Origin of the sequence: Enterobacter sp. 168J2 (genome assembly GCF_034107265.1) — a bacterium.
In the GTDB taxonomy this organism is placed as follows: Bacteria; Pseudomonadota; Gammaproteobacteria; order Enterobacterales; family Enterobacteriaceae; genus Enterobacter; species Enterobacter nematophilus.
This window is the reverse complement of sequence record NZ_JAWNEB010000001.1, coordinates 1,385,622-1,405,721: the sequence shown is the minus strand read 5'-3', so window position 1 is coordinate 1,405,721 and position 20,100 is coordinate 1,385,622. Positions and strand designations below refer to the sequence as shown.

Genomic DNA, 20,100 nt, shown 5'->3' with positions numbered 1-20,100 from the left:
GAAGAGGCGGGGGTAGCAAGGAACCTTCAGTGCAGTGAAAAACCACGTCTTTTTTACCGAATTATTCTACTCACTTAGGATAACCTCTTTTTTTGCGCCGCAAATCCCCGCACTTTTCCTTTGATTTATATCAACTTACCGCCGCCCTAAAACCCTAATGTTTGCAGCATCATTCGAGAATCAGAGGTGTCTATGAGTCACTCATCCGCTCCCGAAAGGGAAAATGGTGCCGTTATTACAGACTGGCGTCCAGAGGATCCGGCGTTCTGGCAACAGCGCGGCCATCGTGTAGCAAGCCGAAATCTGTGGATTTCCGTTCCGTGCCTGCTTTTAGCGTTTTGCGTATGGATGTTGTTTAGCGCGGTCGCGGTAAACCTGCCGAAAGTAGGGTTTACGTTCACGACCGATCAGCTGTTTATGCTGACCGCGCTGCCGTCGCTTTCGGGCGCGCTGCTGCGTGTGCCTTACGCGTTTATGGTCCCGGTCTTCGGCGGCCGTCGCTGGACGGCGTTCAGTACGGGCATCATGATCGTCCCTTGCGTGTGGCTCGGCTTCGCGGTGCAGGATACCTCCACGCCGTTCAGCGTGTTCGTGATCATTTCCCTGCTGTGCGGTTTCGCGGGGGCGAACTTTGCCTCCAGCATGGCGAACATCAGCTTCTTCTTCCCGAAAGCGAAGCAGGGCGGCGCGCTGGGTATTAACGGCGGTCTGGGCAACATGGGCGTGAGCGTGATGCAGCTGATTGCGCCGCTGGCGATCTCTGTTTCTATTTTTGCCGCCTTCGGTGGCGGCGGCGTCGAGCAGGCGGATGGTTCTTCCCTCTACCTGCAGAACGCGGCGTGGATTTGGGTTCCGTTCCTGGTGGTCTTCACCCTGGCCGCATGGTTCTTTATGAATGACCTGTCTGCGTCGAAGGCATCCCTGAGCGAGCAGCTGCCGGTGCTGAAGCGTGGACACCTCTGGGTAATGGCGCTGCTGTATCTGGCTACCTTCGGTTCGTTTATCGGCTTCTCAGCGGGCTTTGCCATGCTGTCGAAAACCCAGTTCCCGGACGTGCAGATCCTGCAGTTCGCCTTCTTCGGCCCGTTCATTGGCGCACTGGCGCGTTCGCTGGGCGGCATGATCTCTGACCGTCTGGGCGGTACCCGCGTGACGCTGGTGAACTTTATTGTGATGGCGGTCTTCTGCGCGCTGCTGTTCCTGACGCTGCCTTCTGACGGGCAGGGCGGTAACTTCTTTGCCTTCTTCGGCGTGTTTATGGTGCTGTTCCTGACGGCCGGGCTGGGAAGTGCTTCCACCTTCCAGATGATCTCCGTGATCTTCCGCAAGCTGACGATGGATCGCGTGAAAGCGCAGGGCGGCAGCGAAGAGCAGGCCATGCGTGAAGCGGCGACGGATACGGCTGCGGCTCTGGGCTTTATCTCGGCGATTGGCGCAATCGGCGGCTTCTTTATTCCGAAAGCGTTCGGCATCTCGCTTGACCTGACCGGCTCTCCGGCCGGCGCCATGAAAGTCTTCCTCGTCTTCTATATCGCCTGCGTTGTGATTACGTGGCTGGTATATGGCCGTAATACCAAGAAAAATAAGTAAGTGTGATTATCCGTTTGCGCGGCCTTCGGGCCGCGTTTTTTTTAGACTGAATAATAGTTACAACATACTGAAAGCTTTTACGGCAGTCGCCTGCGGGTAACACTGTGATCGCCATCGCTTTGCAGGCATGTCTACCCCTTAATACCTGAGATGTTAGATTTTGCCGGGGTTATTGTACGATGAATCATAAATATCTTTATAAATCATTTATTTATTCGATTTAAAAATATACCGCTTTGGTGGTATTTGGTCTAACCCCTCCTTTTAAAGTCCCTCTTCGTCTTGATCGTTATCAATTCTCCCCCTCTTTCAGGGCGTTACCTTCGCTGCAAATCAGCAATGTCGATTTAGAGAGCCACAGGCTCCATACAGGAGATACCCGATGAGCAAATTTTTGGACCGGTTTCGCTACTTCAAACAGAAGGGTGAAACTTTTGCCGATGGGCACGGCCAGGTTCTGGATACCAACCGGGACTGGGAAGACGGTTACCGCCAGCGCTGGCAGCATGACAAAGTCGTCCGTTCTACCCACGGTGTAAACTGCACTGGCTCATGTAGCTGGAAGATTTTCGTTAAAAACGGTCTGGTGACCTGGGAAATGCAGCAGACCGACTATCCGCGCACCCGTCCGGATATGCCGAACCACGAACCGCGCGGCTGCCCGCGTGGCGCCAGCTACTCCTGGTATCTCTACAGCGCTAACCGCCTTAAATACCCGCTGATGCGCAAACGCCTGATGAAAATGTGGCGTGAGGCGAAAGTTCAGCACAGCGATCCGGTTGAGGCCTGGGCGTCCATCATTGAGGACGCCGACAAAGCGAAAAGCTTCAAGCAGGTTCGCGGTCGCGGTGGATTCGTTCGCTCTTCCTGGAAAGAGGTGAACGAGCTGATTGCCGCCTCTAACGTCTACACTGTCAAAACATACGGCCCTGACCGCGTGGCGGGCTTCTCGCCAATCCCGGCGATGTCGATGGTTTCCTACGCCTCCGGCGCGCGCTACCTGTCTCTTATCGGCGGTACCTGCCTGAGCTTCTACGACTGGTACTGCGACCTGCCGCCTGCCTCTCCGCAGACCTGGGGCGAGCAGACCGACGTGCCGGAATCCGCCGACTGGTACAACTCCAGCTACATCATCGCCTGGGGCTCTAACGTGCCGCAGACCCGTACCCCGGACGCGCACTTCTTTACTGAAGTCCGCTACAAGGGGACCAAAACCGTTGCGGTCACCCCGGACTACGCGGAAATCGCCAAGCTGTGCGACCTGTGGCTGGCACCGAAACAGGGTACCGATGCCGCGATGGCAATGGCGATGGGCCACGTCATGCTGCGTGAATTCCACCTCGACAAACCGAGCCAGTACTTCACCGACTACGTGCGTCGCTACACCGACATGCCGATGCTGGTGATGCTGGAAGAGCGTGAGGGCTACTATGCCGCGGGCCGCACGCTGCGCGCCGCCGATCTGGTGGACGCGCTGGGCCAGGAAAACAACCCTGAATGGAAAACCGTTGCCTATAACAGCAACGGCGAGTTGGTGGCGCCAAACGGCTCTATCGGCTTCCGCTGGGGCGAGAAGGGCAAGTGGAACCTTGAGCAGCGCAACGGCACCACCGGTGAAGAGACGGAGCTGCGTCTCAGCATGCTGGGCAGCCAGGACGAGATCGCCGAGGTTGGCTTCCCGTACTTTGGCGGTGAAGGCTCCGAGCACTTCAACAAGGTTGAACTGAAAAACGTGCTGATGCACAAGCTGCCGGTTAAGCGCCTGCAGCTGGCCGACGGCTCTACCGCGCTGGTCACTACGGTGTATGACCTGACCATGGCGAACTACGGGCTGGAGCGCGGTCTGAACGACGAAAACTGCGCAACCGGCTATGACGACGTGAAGGCCTATACTCCGGCCTGGGCGGAGCAGATCACCGGCGTACCGCGCGCGCAGATCGTTCGTATCGCCCGTGAGTTTGCGGAAAACGCCGACAAAACCCACGGTCGCTCCATGATCATCGTCGGCGCCGGTCTGAACCACTGGTATCACCTCGATATGAACTATCGCGGTCTGATCAACATGCTGATCTTCTGCGGCTGCGTCGGTCAGAGCGGCGGCGGCTGGGCGCACTACGTGGGCCAGGAAAAACTGCGTCCGCAGACCGGCTGGCAGCCGCTGGCGTTTGCCCTCGACTGGCAGCGTCCTGCACGCCACATGAACAGCACCTCCTACTTCTATAACCACTCCAGCCAGTGGCGCTATGAAACGGTGACCGCCCAGGAGCTGCTTTCGCCGATGGCGGATCAATCCCGCTACAGCGGCCACCTGATTGACTTCAACGTGCGCGCTGAGCGTATGGGCTGGCTGCCGTCTGCCCCGCAGCTGGGCACTAACCCGCTGCGCATTGCGGAAGCGGCGAAGCAGGCGGGGATGTCGCCGGTGGATTACACCGTCAAATCCCTGAAGGATGGCTCAATTCGCTTCGCGGCAGAACAGCCGGAAAACGGTAAAAACCATCCGCGTAACCTGTTCATCTGGCGCTCCAACCTGCTGGGCTCGTCCGGTAAAGGCCACGAGTACATGCTGAAATACCTGCTCGGTACCGAAAACGGTATTCAGGGTAAAGATCTCGGCAAGCAGGGCGGCGTGAAGCCGGAAGAGGTGGAATGGAAAGACAACGGTCTCGACGGCAAGCTGGATCTGGTGGTGACCCTCGACTTCCGTCTGTCCAGCACCTGCCTGTACTCCGACATCGTGCTGCCAACCGCCACCTGGTATGAAAAAGACGACATGAATACCTCGGACATGCATCCGTTTATTCATCCGCTGTCTGCAGCCGTTGACCCGGCGTGGGAATCAAAAAGCGACTGGGATATCTACAAAGACATCGCGAAGAAATTCTCTGAAGTCTGCGTAGGCCACCTGGGCAAAGAGACCGACGTGGTGACGTTGCCCATCCAGCACGACTCCGCCGCCGAACTGGCGCAGCCGCTGGACGTGAAGGACTGGAAAAAAGGCGAATGCGACCTGATCCCGGGCGTCACCGCGCCGCACATCATTCCGGTTGAACGCGACTACCCGGCAACCTACGAACGCTTTACCTCTATCGGCCCGCTGATGGAAAAAATCGGTAACGGCGGGAAGGGGATCGCCTGGAACACCCAGAGCGAAATGGATCTGCTGCGCAAGCTCAACTACACCAAAGCGGACGGCCCGGCCAAAGGCCAGCCAATGCTGAACACGGCGATTGATGCGGCAGAGATGATCCTGACCCTGGCCCCGGAAACCAACGGCCACGTGGCGGTGAAAGCCTGGGCGGCGCTGAGCGAATTTACCGGTCGCGACCATACGCATCTGGCGACGAATAAAGAGGAAGAGAAGATCCGCTTCCGCGATATTCAGGCCCAGCCGCGCAAGATTATCTCCAGCCCGACCTGGTCAGGACTTGAAGATGAGCACGTGTCCTACAACGCCGGCTACACCAACGTTCACGAGCTGATCCCGTGGCGTACCCTGTCCGGCCGTCAGTCGCTGTATCAGGATCACCAGTGGATGCGCGACTTCGGTGAAAGCCTGCTGGTGTATCGTCCGCCAATCGACACCCGCTCCGTGAAAGCGGTGATGGGCGCGAAATCCAACGGTAACCCGGAGAAGGCGCTGAACTTCCTGACGCCGCACCAGAAGTGGGGGATCCACTCCACCTACAGCGACAACCTGCTGATGCTGACGCTTTCGCGCGGCGGCCCGATCGTCTGGATGAGCGAAGCGGACGCCAAAGATCTGGGCATTGAAGATAACGACTGGATCGAAGTGTTTAACAGCAACGGCGCCCTGACGGCGCGTGCGGTGGTGAGCCAGCGCGTACCGGCCGGGATGACCATGATGTACCACGCGCAGGAACGTATCGTGAACCTGCCGGGGTCCGAGATCACCGAGCAGCGCGGCGGTATTCACAACTCCGTCACCCGTATTACGCCGAAGCCGACCCACATGATCGGTGGTTATGCGCAGCTGGCCTACGGCTTTAACTACTACGGCACCGTAGGATCGAACCGCGATGAGTTCGTGGTGGTACGTAAGATGAAGAACATTAACTGGTTGGATGGCGAAGGCAATGACCAGGTACAGGAGAGCGTAAAATGAAAATTCGTTCACAAGTCGGCATGGTGCTGAATCTTGATAAGTGCATCGGCTGCCACACCTGTTCAGTGACCTGTAAAAACGTCTGGACCAGCCGCGAAGGTATGGAGTACGCCTGGTTCAACAACGTGGAAAGCAAGCCGGGCACCGGCTTCCCGACCGACTGGGAAAACCAGGAGAAGTGGAAGGGCGGCTGGATCCGTAAAATCAACGGCAAGCTGCAGCCGCGCATGGGTAACCGCGCGATGCTGCTGGGTAAAATCTTCGCTAACCCGCACCTGCCGGGCATTGAGGATTATTACGAGCCGTTTGATTACGACTACCAGAACCTGCACAACGCGCCGGAAAGCAAACACCAGCCGATCGCCCGTCCTCGCTCGCTGATCACCGGGAAGCGCATGGACAAAATTACCAGCGGTCCAAACTGGGAAGAAATTCTGGGCGGCGAGTTCGAAAAGCGCGCGAAGGACCAGAACTTCGAGAACATGCAGAAGGCGATGTACGGCCAGTTCGAAAACACCTTCATGATGTATCTGCCGCGCCTGTGCGAGCACTGCCTCAACCCGGCGTGCGTCGCGACCTGCCCGAGCGGCGCCATCTACAAGCGTGAAGAAGACGGCATCGTGCTGATCGACCAGGACAAGTGCCGCGGCTGGCGTATGTGCATCACCGGCTGCCCGTACAAAAAAATCTACTTCAACTGGAAGAGCGGTAAGTCTGAGAAGTGCATCTTCTGCTACCCGCGCATCGAAGCCGGTATGCCGACCGTCTGCTCAGAGAGCTGCGTAGGCCGTATCCGCTACCTCGGCGTGCTGCTGTACGATGCTGACGCGATTGAGAATGCCGCAAGCACCGAGAACGAGAAAGATCTGTATCAGCGCCAGCTGGACGTGTTCCTCGATCCGAACGATCCGAAGGTGATTGAGCAGGCGCTGAAGGACGGCATTCCGCAGAGCGTGATTGACGCCGCGCAGCAGTCTCCGGTGTACAAAATGGCGATGGACTGGAAGCTGGCCCTCCCGCTGCACCCGGAATACCGCACGCTGCCGATGGTCTGGTACGTGCCGCCGCTGTCGCCAATTCAGTCTGCGGCGGACGCGGGCGAGCTGGGCAGCAACGGCATTCTGCCGGACGTGGAGAGCCTGCGTATCCCGGTTCAGTATCTGGCCAACCTGTTGACCGCAGGGGACACCCAGCCGGTGCTGCTGGCGCTGAAACGTATGCTGGCGATGCGCCACTTCAAACGTGCTGAAACCGTTGACGGCGTGAACGATACCCGCGCGCTGGAAGAGGTCGGCCTGACCGAAGCGCAGGCGCAGGAGATGTACCGCTACCTGGCAATTGCCAACTACGAAGACCGTTTCGTGGTGCCGAGCAGCCACCGCGAGCTGGCCCGCGAGGCCTTCCCGGAGAAAAATGGCTGTGGCTTTACCTTCGGTGACGGTTGCCACGGGTCCGACAGCAAATTCAACCTGTTCAACAGCCGCCGCATCGACGCCATGGATGTGACCAGCAAAACGGAGCCGCACCAATGATTGAACTCGTCATTGTTTCGCGTCTGCTCGAGTACCCGGATGCTGCGCTTGCGCAGCATCAGCAGGAACTCTTTGATGCACTCGCGTCATCTGCAAACCTTGACAAAGAGGACGCCCAGACGCTTGGCGTTTTCCTCCGCGATCTGTTAGCGCGCGACCTGCTGGATGCCCAGGCGGACTACAGCCAGCTGTTTGACCGCGGGCGCGCGACGTCGCTGCTGCTGTTTGAACACGTTCACGGGGAATCCCGCGACCGCGGTCAGGCGATGGTGGACCTGATGGCCCAGTACGAGCAGCACGGCCTGCAGCTCGACAGCCGCGAGCTGCCGGATCACCTGCCGCTGTACCTTGAGTATCTGGCGCAGTTGCCAAAAGAAGAGGCGCTGGGCGGTCTGCAGGACATCGCCCCGATTCTGGCGCTGCTCGGCGCGCGTCTTCAGCAGCGCGAGAGCCGCTATGCGGTGCTGTTCGACCTGCTGGTGAAGCTGGCTAACGCCTCTGTAGACAGTGAAAAAGTGGCGGAGAAAATCGCGGATGAAGCCCGCGACGATACCCCGCAGGCGCTGGACGCGGTCTGGGAAGAAGAGCATGTGAAATTCTTTGCTGACCAGAACTGCGGCGCGTCTGAAATCTCCGCTCACCAGCGTCGTTTTGCCGGCGCGGTTGCCCCGCAATATTTGAATATCTCTAACGGAGGACGGCACTAATGCACTTCCTGAATATGTTCTTCTTTGACATTTACCCGTATATCGCGGGCACCGTGTTCCTGGTGGGAAGCTGGCTGCGCTATGACTACGGCCAGTACACCTGGCGTGCTGCCTCCAGCCAGATGCTGGATCGTAAGGGGATGCACATCGCGTCTAACCTGTTCCACATCGGGATCCTGGGGATTTTCGCCGGTCACTTCCTGGGGATGCTGACCCCGCACTGGATGTACGAAGCGTGGCTGCCGATTGAGGTGAAGCAGAAGATGGCGATGATCGCCGGTGGTGCCTGCGGCGTGATGACCCTGGTAGGCGGCCTGCTGCTGCTGAAACGTCGTCTGTTCAGCCCGCGCGTGCGTGCGACCACCACCGCAGCGGACATCCTGATCCTCTCCCTGCTGATGGTGCAGTGCGCGCTGGGCCTGCTGACCATTCCGTTCTCGGCGCAGCATATGGACGGCAGCGAGATGATGAAGCTGGTGGGCTGGGCGCAGTCCGTGGTGACCTTCCACGGCGGAGCGTCTGAGCACCTGGACGGCGTGGCGTTTATCTTCCGCGTTCACCTTGTGCTGGGCATGACGCTGTTTGTGCTGTTCCCGTTCTCCCGTCTGGTGCACATCTGGAGCGCGCCGGTGGAGTACCTGACGCGCAAATACCAGATTGTGCGCGCCCGTCGCTAATTCAGCGTTTTGATACTAGCCCCGCATTCGCGGGGTTTTTTTTCGCCCCAGCCCAGGTTGTTGCCCGCCGCAGCAAACAGGATCAACGCGCCGCCCGCCAGCTGCGTCAGGTTCAGCGAGTGTCCGAACACCAGGTTATCGACAACAATCGCCACCACCGGATAGATAAATGACAGGGAGCCGGTAATGGGGGTAGGTAGCTTCTGAATCGCGCTATACAGCAGCTGGTACATAATGCCGGTATGGACGATGCCGAGCGTCAGCAGGATCGGCCAGGGAAAATCACCGGAAAATGACGGCAGGCTGGCAAACGGCAGAAGCATCACCACGCCCGTCAGCACCTGGATAAAGGCTATATGCTGCGGTGCGATGGTTTTCAGTTTGCGCGCAATGATTGCCGTTAGCGCGTAGAAGAAGGCCGCGGCCATAGCCAGACCGATACCCGCCAGCCATTCAGTGCCGTGGGCGCCGGTCAGCTCGCTGGAGAGCAATATCACCACACCGCCAAAGGCAAGGAACAGCCAGCCCCATTTCACCAGGCTGACGCGCTCGCCTAAAAACATCCCCATCAGAACCAGCATAAACGGCTGGGTGTTATAGACCACGGTAGAGAGGCCGATAGAGATGCGTTCATAGGCCGCGAAGAGCAGCAGCCAGTTCACGACTAAAGCCACGCCGCCGAGAATCGCCAGCAGCAGCGTGGTGCGGGTGAGGGGACTAAAGGGCTTTTGACTTACCCGGATAAAAATGAAAAGCGCCATTGCCCCAATAAGGCAGCGCCAGAACACCACTTCCGTTACCGGCAGGCCGCTGAGCAAAACAAACGCGCCGATAGAGCCGGAAATTAACATCGCCAGGCTCATCTGCCAGACGCCTTTATGGAAATCACGCATCATCCACCTCCTGATTGAATGACCCTATTGTCGAAAAACGCTGTCGGGTTTTACAGGGGTGATATAAGGTTGAAGGTGTTAACTGCTTTTTAAAATTAGGTGAAACGAGTGGAATACCTTATTGATGATATCGACCGGCAAATTTTAGCCTGCCTGGTTGAAGATGCGCGCATGTCTTTGAAGGTGCTCAGCGGCCGCATCGGCCTGACCTCCCCCAGCACGGCAGAACGTCTGAAGCGGCTGGAGGAGCGGGGCGTGATTCAGGGATATGGTGCACGGGTGAATCTCGCGGCGCTGGGGTATACGCTGCAGGCGCTGGTGCGCGTGCGGCCTTTGCCGGGGCTGTTGCATAAGGTGGATAAATACATTCAGGCGATGCCGGAGTGTATTGAGAGCGACAAGGTGACCGGGGAAGACTGCTTTGTGATTAGGCTGGTGGTGCGATCGATTGAGCAACTGGATGCGCTGCTGGACGGGCTGGCGGAGCATGCCCAGTGTAATACGTCGATTGTGAAAAGTTCGCCGGTAAAGCGCCGGTTGCCGCCGATGTAGATTTCGAACGCCGGATTCGGTTTAGTTTTATAATGATTTTTTGGATTATTCGGGAAATGATGGTGGTGGGGGAAGGATGACTCGGCGCGTTGCGCCTCGCCCTTCGGGTCGTTGCCTGCGGCAACGCTTTCTCGCTACGCTCGAATCGAACCTTAGTCGAAGCTTCTCATCCTTCCCCGTTACGGAAATGCATGATGCCCGGTGCGAACAGAAAGTTAAGAGTCGTTTGGAAATGATGGTGGTGGGGGAAGGATTCGAACCTTCGAAGTCGATGACGGCAGATTTACAGTCTGCTCCCTTTGGCCGCTCGGGAACCCCACCACGGGGTAATGCTTTTTTACTGGCCTGCTTCCTGCTGGAAGCGGGGCGCATCATATCAAATGAGACGCCCCTGTAAAGCATTCCTTTAGGGAAATGAAGCTGTTTGCCTGCTTTTTATCCGTAAAGGCGCAAAGCTAATCAATTCATTTTCCGAAAGATTAAAGAATGATAGTTCTGTTACCGTAGACAAAGACACGCTGCGCCAGCACCTGATACAGGGCACGACTCAACACGTTCTTCTCAACGTCACGTCCGGCGCGCATCATATCTTCTGCGGTGTAGGTGTGATCCACGTGAATCACGTCCTGCATGATGATTGGGCCTTCGTCCAGATTGTCATTAACGTAGTGCGCGGTGGCGCCGATGATCTTCACGCCGCGCTCGTACGCCTGGTGATAAGGACGCGCGCCAATAAAGGCCGGCAGGAACGAGTGGTGGATATTGATAATCTTGTTCGGGAAGCGGGCCACGAAGGAAGGCGTCAGCACGCGCATGTATTTCGCCAGCACCACGTAGTCCGGGTTATGCGCTTCAATGGCAGCAGCCATCAGGTTGTCGTGCTCTTCACGGGTATGGCCTTCATGGCTCACCAGCTCAAACGGAATATCAAAACGCTCAACCAGCGTGCGCAGGGTTTCGTGATTGCCGATAACGGCGGCGATTTCCACGTCCAGACCGCCGTAATTGGCTTTCATCAACAGATCGCCCAGGCAGTGAGCCTCTTTCGTCACCAGAATCACTATGCGACGACGGCCTGCAGGATTCAGCTCACGCACGGAGCCTTCCGGCAGCGCGCTGTCCAGATCGGCCAGCAGGGTGGTGTCGTTGAAAATGCCTTCCAGCTCGGTACGCATGAAGAAGCGACCGGTACGGTGGTCAACGAACTCGTTGTTCTGCACGATATTCAGTTCATGCTTGTAGCAAATATTGGTAATTCGTGCGATCAGCCCTTTTTGATCGGGACAGATAGTGCGCAGAACTTTACGTTGTAATGATTGCATCGCCGGGAAATCCTGTTTGTATTTGCGAAGTCTGGGTTGTCAGGCGTTACTGCCCGCAACACTTTTTGAATTTTTTTCCTGAACCACAAGGGCAGGGATCGTTACGACCAAACTGTGGACGCGTACCGTCAATATAATACCATTGCCCGCTTTCCTTTAAGAACCGGGAACGCTCGATAATGGCGCCGGGCCTTGCGTTCTCTGTAAAACGGGCAACAAAGCTGACAAAGCCTTCGTCGTCGTGGCTGCCTGGTGAGGATTCAAACACGGTAAGTCCAAGCCAGCGGGTGTTGGCGAACCCGGCTTCAATTTCCTGTCGGAAATCGGCGGCGTGGCAGGACGGGTGCCAGGTTTTTATCAGGTAGTCTGCGTCTTTGATCACAAAAGCAGTATACCGTGAACGCATGAGGTGTGACGGATCCGGTGCAACCTGATTGCCAGAAAGATATCGCTGGCAACATAGGCTATACTCCAGAGCGCTACCGCAAGGGCAGAGTTGAGACACGATTCTCTTCCTGGAACAAAAAATAAGGGCGTAAAACGCCTCGGGTAGCACTATGTTAACTGAGCAGTTGCGTTGACGCTATGTCAGGAATCCAGGGGAAGTAAAACAGGGCTAATGAGAAAGGTTAAAATTGGACTGGCGCTGGGATCAGGTGCAGCCCGGGGATGGTCTCATATCGGCGTGATTAATGCCTTAAACAAGATGGGCGTTGACGTTGATATCGTTGCAGGATGTTCAATAGGATCGCTTGTCGGCTCCGCCTACGCGTGCGGCAGGCTTCCGGATCTCGAAACCTGGGTGCGCTCCTTCAGCTATTGGGACGTGCTGCGTCTGATGGATCTCTCCTGGCAGCGCGGTGGGCTGTTGCGCGGTGAACGCGTCTTTAACCAGTTCCGCCGGGTGATGCCTCTCGAAGACTTTACTGACTGCCGGATGCCTTTTGGCGCCGTCGCAACCAATCTCAGCACAGGCCGTGAACTCTGGCTGACCGAAGGGGATATTCACCTTGCGGTGCGTGCTTCATGCAGTATCCCCGGGCTTATGGCCCCCGTGCCCCATAACGGTTACTGGCTTGTGGACGGTGGCGTCGTGAACCCGGTACCCATCTCTCTGACGCGTGCCATGGGGGCCGATATCGTCATCGCCGTGGATTTGCAGCACGATGCTCATCTGATGCAGCAAGACCTTATGCCGGTCAATCTCCAGAGCGAAGATGCCGAAGTCGAGAAGCTTGCCTGGCATGAGCGCCTGCGCGGAAGAATTGGTCGGCTGGCCGCACGACGCTCGGTTGCCGCACCGACGGCCATGGAAATCATGACCACCTCAATTCAGGTTCTTGAGAATCGCCTTAAACGTAACCGTATGGCAGGCGATCCTCCTGATATTCTTATTCAACCTTACTGTCCGCAAATCTCTACCCTTGATTTCCATCGGGCTGAGGCCGCCATCTCAGCGGGCTCGCTAGCCGTCGAAAAGAAAATAGACGAGTTGCTGCCGTTTGTGCGAACAGCACGTTAAGCACCTTTTTTTGACTACTTCAGCAAAATCTGACAGGCGATAGTGCCGATAGCATGCCACTATTTAGTAACTGTCAGCCAGGGGAGGAACCATGACGCAGCCATTGGCCGGAAAACACATTTTGATTGTTGAAGACGAGCCCGTTTTCCGATCGCTACTGGATTCGTGGTTATCCTCGCTGGGAGCAAACACTTTACTGGCTGAAGATGGTGTCGACGCGCTGGAAAAAATGACCGGTATTACGCCCGATCTGATGATTTGCGACATCGCGATGCCGCGAATGAATGGGCTGAAACTGGTCGAGCATCTGCGCAACGAGGGTGACCAGATGCCCATTCTGGTGATCTCCGCGACAGAGAATATGGCGGATATTGCCAAAGCATTACGTCTTGGCGTTCAGGATATTCTGCTGAAACCCGTCAAAGATCTGAACCGGTTACGTGAAACGGTATTAGCGTGCCTTTATCCGAATATGTTTAATTCCCGCGTTGAGGAAGAGGAGCGTCTTTTTCAGGACTGGGACGCGCTGGTGAGTAATCCGCCAGCGGCGGCGAAATTGCTGCAAGAGCTTCAGCCTCCCGTTCAGCAAACTATTTCCCACTGCCGCGTAAATTATCGTCAGCTGGTGGCGGCCGACCAGCCCGGGCTGGTGCTGGATATTGCACCACTGTCTGATTCGGACCTCGCATTTTATTCTCTGGACGTAACCCGTGCAGGGGATAATGGCGTATTAGCCGCGCTGTTACTTCGTGCGCTCTTTAATGGATTATTGCAGGAACAGTTATCGCATCAGGGACAACGGCTCCCTGAGTTAGGCAGTTTACTCAAACAGGTAAACCAGCTTTTTCGTCAGGCCAATTTACCCGGACAGTTCCCGCTGCTGGTTGGTTATTACCATAGCGGTTTAAAGAATCTTATCCTCGTTTCAGCAGGCCTCAACGCGTCACTGAATACCGGAGAACACCATATTCAGGTGAGTAACGGCGTGCCGCTAGGAACACTGGGAACGGCGTATCTCAATCAAATTAGCCACCGCTGTTCTTCCTGGCAGTGCCAAATTTGGGGTGCCGGGGGAAGGCTACGCTTAATGTTGTCCACGGAATAAGCAATTGGATCTTAATTTTAAGATTGCTTTACCTGTGTTTTCTCGGGAGTGCTACTATCGCTGCCCAGATTCATGCGTATTTGTCCTAATTGATCGGCAACGCGTTCTTTTCAGACCCGGACTGCGGGGCGAGGCTGATATACTCAACGCGTTATTTATTGCATAAAAGTTCAAAACTTGAACAGCTCAGGAGAATTTGAATGGCTGCCCTAAATTCGAAAGTCAGAAAGGCCGTCATCCCGGTAGCGGGATTGGGGACCAGGATGTTACCAGCAACTAAGGCGATTCCTAAAGAGATGCTGCCTCTGGTTGATAAGCCATTAATCCAGTATGTCGTTAATGAGTGTATTGCGGCCGGCATCACTGAAATTGTGCTGGTTACGCATTCATCTAAAAACTCTATCGAAAACCACTTCGATACAAGTTTTGAACTCGAAGCCATGCTGGAAAAACGCGTTAAGCGTCAGCTGTTAGAAGAAGTTCAGTCTATTTGCCCTCCGCACGTCACCATTATGCAGGTCCGTCAGGGGCTGGCTAAAGGTCTGGGCCACGCGGTTATGTGTGCACACCCGGTTGTGGGTGATGAGCCTGTCGCGGTTATTCTGCCTGACGTGATTCTGGATGAATATGAATCCGATCTTTCCCAGGATAACCTGGCTGAGATGATCCACCGCTTCGACGAAACGGGCTGCAGCCAGATCATGGTTGAGCCAGTTGAAGACGTGACCGCTTACGGTGTGGTTGACTGCAAGGGCGTGAACCTTGAGCCAGGCGAAAGCGTGCCAATGGTTGGTGTCGTAGAGAAGCCTAAAGCCGACGTAGCGCCGTCTAATCTGGCGGTGGTGGGTCGCTATGTCCTGAGTGCTGAAATCTGGCCTCTGCTGGCGAAAACGCCTCCAGGAGCAGGGGATGAAATCCAGCTGACGGATGCCATTGATATGCTGATCGAGAAAGAGACCGTTGAGGCTTACCACATGAAAGGTAAGAGCCATGACTGCGGTAATAAGCTCGGTTATATGCAGGCGTTCGTTGAATATGGCATTCGCCATAATACGCTGGGTGAAGAATTTAAAGGCTGGCTCAAAGAGAGTATGGGTATTAAGAAATAATCCAGGCGTAAATCTCTGAAACCGGTGTGGCTCTGCCCACCGGTTTTTTTATGCCCATAAAACGCCATGACCAGCCTGTTTGTAAGCAAAACTAAATAGGCGAATAACGCTTTATGACGGAGTGTAAGAGGATGTTTGTGATAAATTGCGGGCAAAAAAAATCCCACCAGAGGCGGGATTTTTCTGAATTCGGCGTGATTAATCCTTGATCAGGAAGTCATCCAGCTGTTTACCTTGCTCATCCATGGCTTTCTTGATTACAGCAGGAGTACGGCCCTGGCCGGTCCAGGTTTTAGTTTCGCCGTTCTCATCAACATAGCTATATTTAGCAGGACGGGCAGCGCGTTTTGCTTTGGTACCGGTTTTTGCAGCAGCCATGCTGTTCAGCAATTCATTTGGATCGATACCATCAGCAATCAGCATTTCACGATATTGCTGCAGTTTACGCGTACGCTCTTCGATTTCAGCAGCAGCAGCGCTTTCTTCTTCGCGACGTTCATTAACTACAACTTCTAATTTTTCCAGCATTTCTTCGAGCGTTTCAAGGGTACATTCTCTTGCCTGCGCACGAAGAGTACGGATGTTGTTCAGAATTTTAAGTGCTTCGCTCATTGTAGTAATCTCAAACTTATAATGGGGGGGGTTTGTTGACCTAATAATAGAGCCATAAATTCAGATGTGCAATAGCCAGGAATGTAAGGAATTCAAAAAATACTAAATAAAGCCGCTATTATTAATTACGCTAACTTAAATTTCCTCTTTGACAGTCTCGCTTGTTATCACGATAACCTGCTTAACCCCGCCGCTTGCATCTTTTTTTTGTGACATTTACCGCAGGAATTATAGTTTCGGCGGATAAATATCAGCCTTTTGTATTAGTTCCTGACGACGGTGTTAAGGCAGGAATAGTTAATAAATAGTGAATTTTAATGAACGCAGATTCCACTATAAAAAGAAGTGTTATGTTTGGCTAACCATATAACCTATTCACCAGCATGACCGCCTTTACTCTCTGTTTTAGCGGATTATTTTTGCGAGAAGAGGGTGTTTTACACCTTTCAGCACGGCATCGTTTGTGCGGCGTGTCGCTGATGACCAGACAAAATATGGTACAATGAATCATCGGTAATATTACACATTGATTAGGGTTTTACGGCCAATGGCACAACTTTATTTCTACTATTCGGCAATGAATGCCGGGAAATCCACCGCGCTGCTGCAATCCTCATACAATTACCAGGAACGAGGAATGCGTACCGTAGTTTATACCGCTGAAATCGACGATCGCTTCGGTGCAGGGAAGGTGAGTTCCAGAATAGGCCTCTCTTCGCCAGCCAGGCTGTTTAACCCGCAAACCGACCTGCTGCAGGATATCCGCGCTGCGCATGCGTCAGAGCCCATTCATTGCGTGCTGGTGGATGAGAGCCAGTTCCTGACGCGTGAACAGGTGCACGCACTCTCTGAAGTGGTTGATGAGCTCGATATCCCCGTTCTGTGCTACGGGCTGCGTACGGACTTCCGCGGGGAACTGTTTGCCGGAAGCCAGTATCTGCTTGCCTGGTCAGATAAGCTGGTTGAACTGAAAACTATCTGTTTCTGCGGACGCAAGGCCAGCATGGTGCTTCGTCTGGACCAGGCCGGAAAACCTTACGCGGACGGTGAGCAGGTGGTGATTGGCGGCAATGAACGCTATGTGTCGGTCTGTCGTAAGCATTATAAGGAAGCGTTGTCCGTAGGCTCGCTGACGGCGATCCAGCACGACAACAGAAAATAATATCCGCTGATAATCAGACATAAAAAAACCCGCCATACAGGCGGGTTTTTTCATCATGCTGTCAGTTAAGCGCTTTTCTTCGCTTTCTTGTCAGCTTTAATGACCGGAGCGTCTGTTTTCACAGCTGCAACGTCACCTTCTTTGAACTCACGACCGTAGTAGGTATCCAGCAGAATCTGTTTCAGCTCGGAGATCAGTGGGTAGCGCGGGTTAGCACCAGTACACTGGTCATCGAAGGCATCTTCAGACAGCTTGTCTACGTGAGCGAGGAAGTCAGCTTCCTGAACGCCTGCTTCACGGATAGACTTAGGAATACCCAGTTCAGCTTTCAGGCTTTCCAGCCATGCCAGCAGTTTCTCAATCTTCGCAGCAGTACGGTCGCCCGGTGCGCTCAGACCAAGGTGATCAGCGATTTCAGCATAACGACGACGCGCTTGCGGACGGTCGTACTGGCTGAACGCAGTCTGCTTGGTTGGGTTGTCGTTAGCGTTATAGCGGATAACGTTGCTGATCAACAGGGCGTTCGCCAGACCGTGAGGAATGTGGAACTGTGAACCCAGCTTGTGCGCCATAGAGTGGCAAACACCCAGGAAGGCGTTCGCAAACGCGATACCGGCGATGGTCGCTGCACTGTGGACACGTTCACGGGCTACAGGGTTTTTAGAACCTTCATTGTAGGACGCTGGCAGGTTTTCTTTCAGCAGTTTCAGAGCCTGCAGAGCCTGACCGTCAGAGAACTCAGACGCCAGTACAGAAACGTACGCTTCCAGCGCGTGAGTCACCGCATCCAGACCACCGAACGCACACAGAGACTTAGGCATTTCCATTACCAGGTTGGCATCAACGATAGCCATATCTGGCGTCAGCGCGTAGTCAGCCAGCGGGTATTTCTGACCTGTTGCGTCATCCGTTACCACCGCAAATGGTGTGACTTCTGAACCGGTACCGGAAGTGGTGGTGACGGCGATCATTTTCGCTTTCACGCCCATTTTCGGGAACTTGTAGATACGTTTACGGATGTCCATAAAGCGCAGCGCCAGCTCTTCGAAGTGGGTTTCCGGATGTTCGTACATAACCCACATAATTTTCGCGGCGTCCATTGGGGAACCACCACCCAGTGCGATAATCACATCTGGTTTGAAGGAGTTCGCCAGTTCAGCACCTTTGCGTACAACGCTCAGGGTTGGGTCAGCTTCAACTTCAAAGAACACTTCAGTTTCGACGCCAGCCGCTTTCAGCACAGAGGTGATCTGGTCAGCGTAGCCGTTGTTGAACAGGAAACGGTCAGTCACGATGAGCGCACGTTTGTGGCCATCAGTAATCACTTCATCCAGCGCGATTGGCAGAGAGCCACGGCGGAAGTAGATAGATTTCGGAAGTTTGTGCCACAACATGTTTTCAGCTCGCTTAGCAACGGTTTTCTTGTTGATCAGGTGTTTTGGACCAACGTTTTCAGAGATGGAGTTACCACCCCAGGAACCACAACCCAGAGTCAGGGAAGGTGCGAGTTTGAAGTTATACAGGTCACCGATACCACCCTGAGAAGCAGGGGTGTTAATCAGGATACGGGCAGTTTTCATCATCTGACCGAAGTGGGCAACACGCTCAGGCTGGTTATCCTGGTCGGTGTACAGACATGAGGTATGACCGATACCGCCCATGGCAACCAGCTTCTCGGCTTTTTCTACCGCGTCTTCGAAATCTTTCGCACGGTACATCGCAAGCGTAGGAGACAGTTTTTCGTGAGCAAACGGCTCGCTTTCGTCGACAACTTTAACTTCACCGATCAGGATCTTGGTGGTCGCCGGAACGGTAAAGCCTGCGAGTTCAGCGATTTTATAGGCTGGCTGACCTACGATAGCAGCGTTCAGCGCGCCATTTTTCAGGATGATGTCCTGAACTGCTTTCAGCTCTTTGCCCTGCAGCAGGTAGCCGCCGTGGCTGGCGAAACGTTCGCGTACTGCGTCGTACACGGAATCAACAACAACTACAGACTGTTCAGATGCACAGATAACGCCGTTATCGAAGGTTTTAGACATCAGAACAGACGCAACAGCACGTTTGATGTCAGCGGTTTCATCGATAACAACAGGGGTGTTACCTGCGCCTACACCGATTGCTGGTTTACCGGAGCTGTATGCTGCTTTAACCATACCAGGGCCACCGGTCGCCAGAATCAGGTTAATGTCCGGGTGATGCATCAGCGCGTTAGACAGTTCAACAGAAGGTTGGTCGATCCAGCCAATCAGATCTTTTGGTGCGCCCGCAGCAATTGCTGCCTGCAGAACGATGTCTGCTGCTTTATTTGTCGCGTCTTTCGCACGTGGATGTGGAGAGAAGATGATTGCGTTACGGGTCTTCAGGCTGATCAGCGATTTGAAGATAGCCGTTGAAGTTGGGTTAGTCGTTGGAACAATACCGCAAATGATGCCGATAGGTTCGGCGATGGTGATCGTCCCGAAGGTGTCGTCTTCAGACAGAACGCCACAGGTTTTCTCATCTTTATAGGCGTTGTAGATATACTCAGAAGCAAAGTGGTTTTTGATCACTTTATCTTCAACGATACCCATGCCAGATTCGGCAACGGCCATTTTAGCGAGAGGGATTCGAGCATCTGCAGCAGCCAGAGCGGCCGCGCGGAAGATTTTATCAACCTGTTCTTGGGTGAAATTGGCATATTCACGCTGGGCCTTTTTAACGCGCTCGACGAGGGCGTTCAGTTCAGCGATATTAGTAACAGCCATAATGCTCTCCTGATAATGTTTAAACTCTTTTAGTAAACCAGCGCTCGATACGTCAGACAGTATAGACAGTGCCAATACGACTTGCGTTACATAAAGTAAAACAAAGGGTTACTTTATGCTCCAGTACACTAATTTACTAAAAGAGCCTTACCTTAGCATCATCCCTTTTTGTCAGGTGACCTCCCTGGGGGCGTAATCAAGATTACTCACTTCTGAGTACGGAAATCATGATCTGCGTCAATTTTCCACCAAGCTGATACCTTTCAGCAGGGTTATTTGATGGATAAATTTCCACTGTTAATTAATTAAGTAACTATTGGAAGCGGCGCTATCATTGTCTCAACATATGTTTAACATTCTGAAATGCTGACGTTTTGGCACAGATTTCTGGTGAAGTATGCTAATAAAAAGCGTATCTTCAGCGCGATTTTTCATAACAACGTATCA

General features: G+C 54.3%; 15 protein-coding genes, 1 tRNA gene and 1 other RNA gene. 10 read left to right on the top strand and 7 right to left on the bottom strand.

What is annotated here, in order from left to right; genetic code table 11:
• Window positions 1–192 precede the first annotated feature (192 nt).
• The 5 genes from USG84_RS06790 (at window position 193) to narI (ending at window position 8,632) form a co-directional block, all read left to right on the top strand.
• On the top strand, window positions 193–1,590 hold the full coding sequence (locus USG84_RS06790) for a NarK family nitrate/nitrite MFS transporter (RefSeq protein WP_047364940.1): 1,398 nt from the start codon (window positions 193–195) through the stop codon (window positions 1,588–1,590).
• A 382-nt stretch (window positions 1,591–1,972) separates the two neighbouring features.
• Complete coding sequence (locus USG84_RS06785) at window positions 1,973–5,716, top strand: nitrate reductase subunit alpha (protein WP_253542334.1); 3,744 nt, start codon at window positions 1,973–1,975, stop codon at window positions 5,714–5,716.
• Window positions 5,713–7,248 carry a nitrate reductase subunit beta gene (gene narH / locus USG84_RS06780; protein ID WP_151412510.1) on the top strand — a complete coding sequence of 512 codons (1,536 nt, stop codon included), beginning with the start codon at window positions 5,713–5,715 and terminating at the stop codon, window positions 7,246–7,248. Before USG84_RS06785 ends, narH begins: the two co-directional genes overlap by 4 nt.
• The gene (narJ, locus tag USG84_RS06775; RefSeq protein ID WP_151412511.1) at window positions 7,245–7,955 is read left to right on the top strand and encodes a nitrate reductase molybdenum cofactor assembly chaperone; all 711 of its coding nucleotides are present in this window, start codon (window positions 7,245–7,247) and stop codon (window positions 7,953–7,955) included. Before narH ends, narJ begins: the two co-directional genes overlap by 4 nt.
• A complete protein-coding gene (narI, locus tag USG84_RS06770) occupies window positions 7,955–8,632 on the top strand; it encodes a respiratory nitrate reductase subunit gamma (RefSeq protein WP_151412512.1) in 678 nt (225 codons plus the stop codon). The genes narJ and narI overlap by 1 nt, the downstream gene beginning before the upstream one ends.
• Here narI and USG84_RS06765 read toward each other — a convergent pair.
• Window positions 8,629–9,525, bottom strand: a complete 897-nt coding sequence (locus USG84_RS06765; RefSeq protein ID WP_253543496.1) for a DMT family transporter — start codon at window positions 9,523–9,525, stop codon at window positions 8,629–8,631. The genes narI and USG84_RS06765 overlap by 4 nt on opposite strands.
• Window positions 9,526–9,633: 108 nt before the next feature.
• On the opposite strand from USG84_RS06765, the gene USG84_RS06760 reads away from it, so the two are divergent.
• Complete coding sequence (locus USG84_RS06760; RefSeq protein WP_041909598.1) at window positions 9,634–10,077, top strand: Lrp/AsnC family transcriptional regulator; 444 nt, start codon at window positions 9,634–9,636, stop codon at window positions 10,075–10,077.
• A 60-nt stretch (window positions 10,078–10,137) separates the two neighbouring features.
• On the opposite strand, the gene USG84_RS06755 is transcribed toward USG84_RS06760, so the two are convergent.
• From USG84_RS06755 to USG84_RS06740, 4 genes are all read right to left on the bottom strand, one after another.
• A non-coding RNA gene (locus USG84_RS06755) (RtT sRNA) lies at window positions 10,138–10,268 on the bottom strand.
• 45 nt (window positions 10,269–10,313) lie between these two features.
• Window positions 10,314–10,398: transfer RNA gene (locus tag USG84_RS06750), tRNA-Tyr, on the bottom strand.
• Between the two features lie 158 nt (window positions 10,399–10,556).
• Entirely contained in the window at window positions 10,557–11,399 is an 843-nt protein-coding gene (purU, locus tag USG84_RS06745) for a formyltetrahydrofolate deformylase (RefSeq protein WP_003856715.1), read from the bottom strand.
• A 46-nt stretch (window positions 11,400–11,445) separates the two neighbouring features.
• Entirely contained in the window at window positions 11,446–11,904 is a 459-nt protein-coding gene (locus USG84_RS06740; RefSeq protein WP_151413125.1) for a YchJ family metal-binding protein, read from the bottom strand.
• A 114-nt stretch (window positions 11,905–12,018) separates the two neighbouring features.
• On the opposite strand from USG84_RS06740, the gene rssA reads away from it, so the two are divergent.
• The 3 genes from rssA (at window position 12,019) to galU (ending at window position 15,135) form a co-directional block, all read left to right on the top strand.
• Entirely contained in the window at window positions 12,019–12,921 is a 903-nt protein-coding gene (gene rssA / locus USG84_RS06735; protein WP_151413126.1) for a patatin-like phospholipase RssA, read from the top strand.
• Window positions 12,922–13,012: 91 nt separating this feature from the next.
• Complete coding sequence (gene rssB, locus USG84_RS06730) at window positions 13,013–14,026, top strand: two-component system response regulator RssB (protein WP_028013436.1); 1,014 nt, start codon at window positions 13,013–13,015, stop codon at window positions 14,024–14,026.
• A 200-nt stretch (window positions 14,027–14,226) separates the two neighbouring features.
• Entirely contained in the window at window positions 14,227–15,135 is a 909-nt protein-coding gene (galU, locus tag USG84_RS06725) for a UTP--glucose-1-phosphate uridylyltransferase GalU (RefSeq protein ID WP_028013435.1), read from the top strand.
• Window positions 15,136–15,333: 198 nt separating this feature from the next.
• Here the strand turns inward: galU and hns are convergent, their stop codons facing one another.
• On the bottom strand, window positions 15,334–15,747 hold the full coding sequence (gene hns / locus USG84_RS06720) for a histone-like nucleoid-structuring protein H-NS (RefSeq protein ID WP_008502781.1): 414 nt from the start codon (window positions 15,745–15,747) through the stop codon (window positions 15,334–15,336).
• A 547-nt stretch (window positions 15,748–16,294) separates the two neighbouring features.
• On the opposite strand from hns, the gene tdk reads away from it, so the two are divergent.
• Entirely contained in the window at window positions 16,295–16,909 is a 615-nt protein-coding gene (gene tdk / locus USG84_RS06715) for a thymidine kinase (RefSeq protein ID WP_151413128.1), read from the top strand.
• 65 nt (window positions 16,910–16,974) lie between these two features.
• On the opposite strand, the gene adhE is transcribed toward tdk, so the two are convergent.
• Window positions 16,975–19,653, bottom strand: coding sequence for a bifunctional acetaldehyde-CoA/alcohol dehydrogenase (gene adhE, locus USG84_RS06710; protein WP_253542328.1), 2,679 nt, complete (start codon window positions 19,651–19,653; stop codon window positions 16,975–16,977).
• Window positions 19,654–20,100 lie beyond the last annotated feature (447 nt).

Coding starts and splice junctions, on each gene's coding strand:
- USG84_RS06790 (WP_047364940.1), top strand. CDS start 193: ATGAGTCACTCATCCGCTCCCGAAAGGGAAAATGGTGCCGTTATTACA.
- USG84_RS06785 (WP_253542334.1), top strand. CDS start 1,973: ATGAGCAAATTTTTGGACCGGTTTCGCTACTTCAAACAGAAGGGTGAA.
- narH (WP_151412510.1), top strand. CDS start 5,713: ATGAAAATTCGTTCACAAGTCGGCATGGTGCTGAATCTTGATAAGTGC.
- narJ (WP_151412511.1), top strand. CDS start 7,245: ATGATTGAACTCGTCATTGTTTCGCGTCTGCTCGAGTACCCGGATGCT.
- narI (WP_151412512.1), top strand. CDS start 7,955: ATGCACTTCCTGAATATGTTCTTCTTTGACATTTACCCGTATATCGCG.
- USG84_RS06765 (WP_253543496.1), bottom strand. CDS start 9,525: ATGCGTGATTTCCATAAAGGCGTCTGGCAGATGAGCCTGGCGATGTTA.
- purU (WP_003856715.1), bottom strand. CDS start 11,399: ATGCAATCATTACAACGTAAAGTTCTGCGCACTATCTGTCCCGATCAA.
- rssA (WP_151413126.1), top strand. CDS start 12,019: ATGAGAAAGGTTAAAATTGGACTGGCGCTGGGATCAGGTGCAGCCCGG.
- rssB (WP_028013436.1), top strand. CDS start 13,013: ATGACGCAGCCATTGGCCGGAAAACACATTTTGATTGTTGAAGACGAG.
- galU (WP_028013435.1), top strand. CDS start 14,227: ATGGCTGCCCTAAATTCGAAAGTCAGAAAGGCCGTCATCCCGGTAGCG.
- hns (WP_008502781.1), bottom strand. CDS start 15,747: ATGAGCGAAGCACTTAAAATTCTGAACAACATCCGTACTCTTCGTGCG.
- tdk (WP_151413128.1), top strand. CDS start 16,295: ATGGCACAACTTTATTTCTACTATTCGGCAATGAATGCCGGGAAATCC.
- adhE (WP_253542328.1), bottom strand. CDS start 19,653: ATGGCTGTTACTAATATCGCTGAACTGAACGCCCTCGTCGAGCGCGTT.